This is a genomic window from Microbacterium resistens NBRC 103078 (genome assembly GCF_001552355.1).
In the GTDB taxonomy this organism is placed as follows: Bacteria; Actinomycetota; Actinomycetes; order Actinomycetales; family Microbacteriaceae; genus Microbacterium; species Microbacterium resistens.
Genome location: NZ_BCRA01000175.1, coordinates 1 through 5,323 on the forward strand (window position 1 = coordinate 1; position 5,323 = coordinate 5,323).

Here is a 5,323-nt window from a genome sequence, read left to right on the forward strand (position 1 = left end):
CCGCCGTACCGGCCGAGCCCGAATCGGCCGTACCGGTCGCCCCCGCGTCCGCCGTGCCCGAGGCACTGGACCCCGCATCCGCCGTACCCGAGGCGCTCGCCCCCGCGTCGGCCGCTCCCGAAGCGTCGGCCGTACCCGCCGCGCCCGAGTCCGCGGTGCCCGAGGCGTCGGACCCGGCGTCCGGACCGGTCTCCGCCGGGGTGACGGTCAGGTCTGCGGACACCTGCGTGCCGTCCGCGCGCACCGCGACGAGAGCGTGCGTCCCGGGCGTCACGTCGGCGGGGATCGTCACCTCGGCGTCGAAGGCCCCGTCGGCGTCGGCGGTCACCGTGCCCAGGGGGATCGGGTCGGAGTGCAGTTCGAGCGCGAGCTGCTCGTTCGCCGCGAACCCGGTGCCCCGCAGCGCGAGGACGGATCCGGCCGCCGCCTCCGAGGTGATCGGGGTGAGCGCGGGCGGGTCCGCCGGGATCGGCGGCTCCATGCCCGCCTCGGTGACCCACTTCTCGCCCGCATCGGTCTTCGTGACCGTGAACTCGTCGTACACGGCGCCGACGGGGAGGTCGGTGGTGGCCGATCCCGTCTTCTCCGCGAGGTAGGACCGGTAGACGAGCGCGTCGTGGGTGACGTCGATGACCTGGTAGGTCGTCACCCCCTGGCCGCGCAGGACCTGGGTGGCGCCGTTGCGCGTCCACACGTTGTCGTCGGCGGGGGCGAGGTCGTAGTGCTTGGCCCCGGAGTTCGAGACGACGTAGACCGGCCCGGTCGTCAGGCCCGGGGTGTCCGTGGCGTCCGTGTTCACGTATCCGCGGGAGTACACGTGGTCGTGGCCCATGAGGACCAGGTCGATGTCGTTGTCCTGGAAGACCGGCAGCCACTCGGAGCGCAGGACCGGCTCGTCCCGTCCGGAGGAGGCCGAGAATACCGGCTGGTGGAAGGTCACGACGTTCCACTTCGACGGGCTGTCCTTCAGCACGAGGTCGAGCCACGCGGCCTGGAACTTCGTCCAGATCCGGTCCACCTGCAGGCTCGGGCAGTCCGTGCCGACGCACAGCGGCAGGCCGGACGGCGTGAGGAAGGTGGTGTCGCGGGTCGCGTTCAGGGTGATGAAGCGCACGTCCTGGTAGTCGGTGAAGTACACCGTCTCCTGGGCGAACTGCGCCCAGTGGTCGAAGTACGCCCGGTACTGTCGCGCGACCTGGTCGTCGCCCTGCGCGAGTGCGGCGAGCTCGCCGATCGTGTCGTCGGTCGGGTTGTTGTGCGGGTACTCGAAGTTCGCCTTCCACGCCGCGAGGAGCTTGTCCCCGGAGTACTCGTGGTTGCCCGGGGCGGCCATGACGTTCGTGCGCACGGCGGCGTCCTTCATGCCCTTGAACCAGTTCAGCCACTCGTTCTCGTTCGACGAGGTGTTGATGAGGTCGCCGGCGTGCACGGATCCGATCGATCGGGGCGCCTTCTCCTCCGCCTGCGCGACGACGGACGGCCAGGTGGTGTCCAGGCCGATCTGCGCGTCGCCGTAGTACACGAACTGGAAGTCGGTGGCGTCCGGATCCTCGGTGCGGAACTCGAACCAGTCGCTCCAGCTCCCGGGGAGCCCCACGCGGTACCGGTAGTCGGTGGCGGGGGAGAGCCCGTCCACGGTGGCGGAGAAGTGGTGGTTCGGGTTTCCGTTGACGACCCCGGCGTCGTACGCGTCGACGACGCGGGTGTCGGAACCGCCGACGGTGTCGATCTCGACCTGGCCGACGGTGTGCGAGGCGTCCCCGGCGAGCCAGGAGAACGACTGCGACGTCGAGGGCGTCTCGGTCGGGGTGAGGATCACGCGGGTCGGCGGGGCGACGACGGGACCGGATCCGTCGGAGGCCGGGATGAGCCGCAGCTCCGGCATGTCGAAGAAGATGTCCGAGCTGGACGCGCGGTCCTGGTAGAGGGCGACGGCGATGGTGTTCTCGCCGTCCCGGAGCACGGCGCCCTCGGCGCTGAAGCTGCTGGTGAGCGGGTCGCCGTTGCTGTCGCCGGCGTACTCCAGGTTGGTCGTGCCGGTGATCCGACCGTCGACGAAGCTCGCCGCCTTGGTCCCGTTGATCCAGACGACCAGCGCGTCGTCGTACGTCACCGTGCTGGTCAGCGACGAGACCTGCTCGGCGACGCCCTCGTCGAGCGTGAACGTGGTGCGGAAGAAGTACGTGGGGATCGCGGTCTGCGTGCCCTCGACGTAGTGGGTGAGGAGGGTCCGCGGGGTCTGCGGGCCCACGGGGGCGAGCGCGCCGCGCTTGGCGCCGAAGGATCCGGTCGCCGTCTTCCAGTCCGCGTCGTCGTACGTCGGGGCGGTCCAGGCGCGCAGGTCCTCGGCGCCGCGGGCCGGGTCGGTGTTGTCGTCGAGGTAGCGCCAGGTGGTGTCGGTCGTGATGAGCGGCGCGGTCGGGACGTCGGGCGCGTCGTTCGCCGCGGCGAGAGCGGGCGCGGTGAAGACGCCGCCGAGCAGGGCGAGCACCGCGGCGGAGACGATTCCGCCGCGTCGCCACCGCGTCACACGGGTGGGGGAGGTCATGTGATTCCTTCGGTCGGGGACGGGTGCGCCCAGGGCGGCGCCCTCCCAGACCAGCAACCCCGGATGACCGGCTGCTGTCGTGCGGGCGACGCCGGGGTGAACGCCCGGCCACCGACCGCGTGAGAACAGGCGAACGCGCGAGCTCAGGCAATTTCATGTGCTTTCTGCCTGAACTCGCGCGTCCGCCTGATCTGGCGACCCGGATCCAGCGACCCGGATCCAGCGACCCGGACCGGGGTCAGCCGGCGTCGTCCTCCCCGGGGGGACCGAACAGTCCGCGCCCGTGCTTGTGCAGCAGGTTGTACGCGTCCATGAAGGTCTGCGGCGCCTCGTCGTCCGGCAGGCCGTACCGGGCCAGGAGCAGGCCGAGCAGCCCGTGCGCCGGCGGCGTCAGGGGCTTGTCCTTGTGGGCGTGCGCGGGGTGCGGCGGCGTCTCCTCCGGGTTCGGAGGGGTGAACGACGGGCGGGTCTCCGGCCAGTCCGCCGGATGCCGGGGCTTGTCCAGATTGATGACGCTGAACAGGTCGTTCGCCGTCGCGTCGCGCCGGGTCAGGGGCTTGAGCCCGTGCAGGCGATTGAGCGTGGCGATCACCGAGCCGTGGTGCATCTCGTCGTTGATGACCGTGCCGCGACGCGTGTAGGCCGAGACCGCGATCGCGGGCACGCGGCAGCCGAGCCGGTCGAACTCGAATCCCATCTCGCCCTTGCCGGAGTCGTCCGGCGGCGTGGCGGTCGGCGGGGCGACGTGGTCATAGGTCCCGCCGTGCTCGTCGAACGTGATGAGCAGGAGGGTGTTGACGGCGTTGGATCCGTTCGGGGTCTTGCTCTCTTTGATCGCCGTGTAGATGTCGTGGATGAGCTCGTCCCCGGCGCGCACGTCCGAGTGCGCGCTGTTGATGATCTCCGACCCGTCGACCTCGCTCGCGTGCAGGTGGCCGAACGGCGGGTGGAAGTCGTTGTGGTTGTAGACCATCCGCGGCTCGATGAACGCGTAGGCGGGCAGCTCCCCGTGCTCGGCGTCGGCGTAGAAGTCGTCCATGGTCCCGAAGTGCTCGGTGCGCCAGAACTTCTCCAGGACCGGCGCGTGCAGCACGCCCGTGAACGAGACCATCTGCAGTTCGTCGAAGTAGATCTTCCAGCTGATCCCGGCGTCCTCCAGCCGGTTGAAGATCGTCGGTGCGGGATGGGCGTCGAGCCACTTGTTGTAGCCGCCGCCGTGCTTGTTCGTCACGAAGCCGTGCGAGGTCGATGCGTGGAAGAAGGAGCGGTTGCAGAAGGTCTGGGAGGGTACCGCGCAGAACCAGTGGTCGAACACCGCGAACTCCCGCGCGAGGGTCGACAGGGTGGGGAGCATCTCGGGGGAGAAGGACCCCATGATGCGTGACACCTCCTCCAGGGACGGCGCCTTGCCCTTCTTCAGCCGCATGAAGTTGACGAGGTAGTCGGTGACGAAGCCGCTCATGGTCGGCTGCTGGCCGGCGTCGGGCGCGTTGAACGGCGCCTGCATGCTCTCGACGTACAGCTCCGCGTTGCCCGCGGGGTTGATCGTGTTGAAGATCTGCGTGTTGACGTGCGGGAACTCCTCGCCCGGATCCGGATCCGGGTAGGTCATGATGGTGTCCGTGGGCCCCTCGTAGACGTGCGCGTCGATGCGCTGCCCGTCGAGCTCGTTGTAGTACTCGCCGAAGGCGAGGCCGTCGAACTGCTGCCCTTCGGGGAGGTTCTCCTTGGAGTAGAGGTAGCCGAGGAGGTTGTCGAACGAACGGTTCTCGCCCATCACCACGACGATGTGGTCGAAGCCGGGCGCATGCCGCGGAGCGAGGGCGCCGTAGTCGTTCGCCGCCTCTGCGAAGCCCTCCTTCTGCCCGAGGGCGAACCCGATGGACGCGCCGGCGCCGCCGCCGAGGATCGCGCCGGCGGCGGCGGTTCCCCCCAGCCGCAGGAAGTCGCGTCGGGAGGTCCGGGACCCGGACGCCTCCGATCCCGTGTCGGGGCCGTCGACGGTGCCCTCCGGCTCGCTCCGCTTCCCGCCCCTGCGCGCCGATTCACCGGTATTTCGCCTCACCATGCCCTGATCCTAATGACGGTCGCGGCCGCCGCTCGGTGACGCGCGACCGGGCCGGTCCCGCCCTGGGGGCTCGGCCGCGCCGCGGACCGGGGATCTACGGGGAATCCCCTAGGAGAAAGGCCGTACGAGCACGTCCGTAGCCCTGCACGGCGGAGCGCTCATAGAATCGCGGGAACCGCTGGGGGGCGGAAGGGGAACGAAGGGATGGATCGCGCCGTTCACGTGATCGACGCACTCCAGCGGATCGGGCGACCGGTCGCACCGCACGTCGCGGGGGCCATGGCCGAGCTCGGTGAGATGTCGGTGGGCGATGCCGCCGAGATGTCCGATGCGCTGACGCCAGGACAGCTGACGGGCATGGAGGCTCTACCGCTCGTGCTGCCCGCCCCCGCATCGGTGCGGGCACGGCATGCGCCGATGCTCGAGGCCGTGGGCGCGGCGGGACGACATCTGCTGCTGACGGCCGCGCTGTCCACGACGGATCGGATCGAGGTCGTCCTGGGGGCGTCGGGCATCGACGCCTCGGTGATGCTGGCGCCGGGGATGAGCCGGCTCCTGGAATGGGACGACGGGCGGATGCGGTTCACCTCCGCCGGGGCGCGCGCCGCGGTGCTCGGCGCGGCACCGAACGCCGCAGAGGTCCACGCCGCCCTCGCTCGAGCGCTGCGACAGCGCGGCGAGCGGGGCCGGGCGGCCTGGCACGCGTG

Annotated in this window: 3 protein-coding genes; 1 reads left to right on the forward strand and 2 read right to left on the reverse strand. The window is 70.4% G+C overall.

Annotation, left to right across the window (positions count from 1 at the left end; genetic code table 11):
• Together MR1_RS18440 and MR1_RS18445 are read right to left on the reverse strand one after the other, a co-directional pair.
• Positions 1–2,548 (reverse strand): purple acid phosphatase family protein (locus tag MR1_RS18440; protein WP_157518381.1); only part of this gene is annotated, 2,548 nt, incomplete at its 3' end.
• Between the two features lie 238 nt (positions 2,549–2,786).
• Complete coding sequence (locus MR1_RS18445) at positions 2,787–4,616, reverse strand: alkaline phosphatase family protein (protein WP_084344923.1); 1,830 nt, start codon at positions 4,614–4,616, stop codon at positions 2,787–2,789.
• 204 nt (positions 4,617–4,820) lie between these two features.
• On the opposite strand from MR1_RS18445, the gene MR1_RS18450 reads away from it, so the two are divergent.
• A partial coding sequence (locus tag MR1_RS18450) for a hypothetical protein (protein ID WP_409366280.1) occupies positions 4,821–5,323 on the forward strand: 503 nt, incomplete at its 3' end.

Bases quoted from the DNA above. Each gene is read 5' to 3' on its own strand.
- MR1_RS18445 (WP_084344923.1), bottom strand. From the start codon at position 4,616: ATGGTGAGGCGAAATACCGGTGAATCGGCGCGCAGGGGCGGGAAGCGG.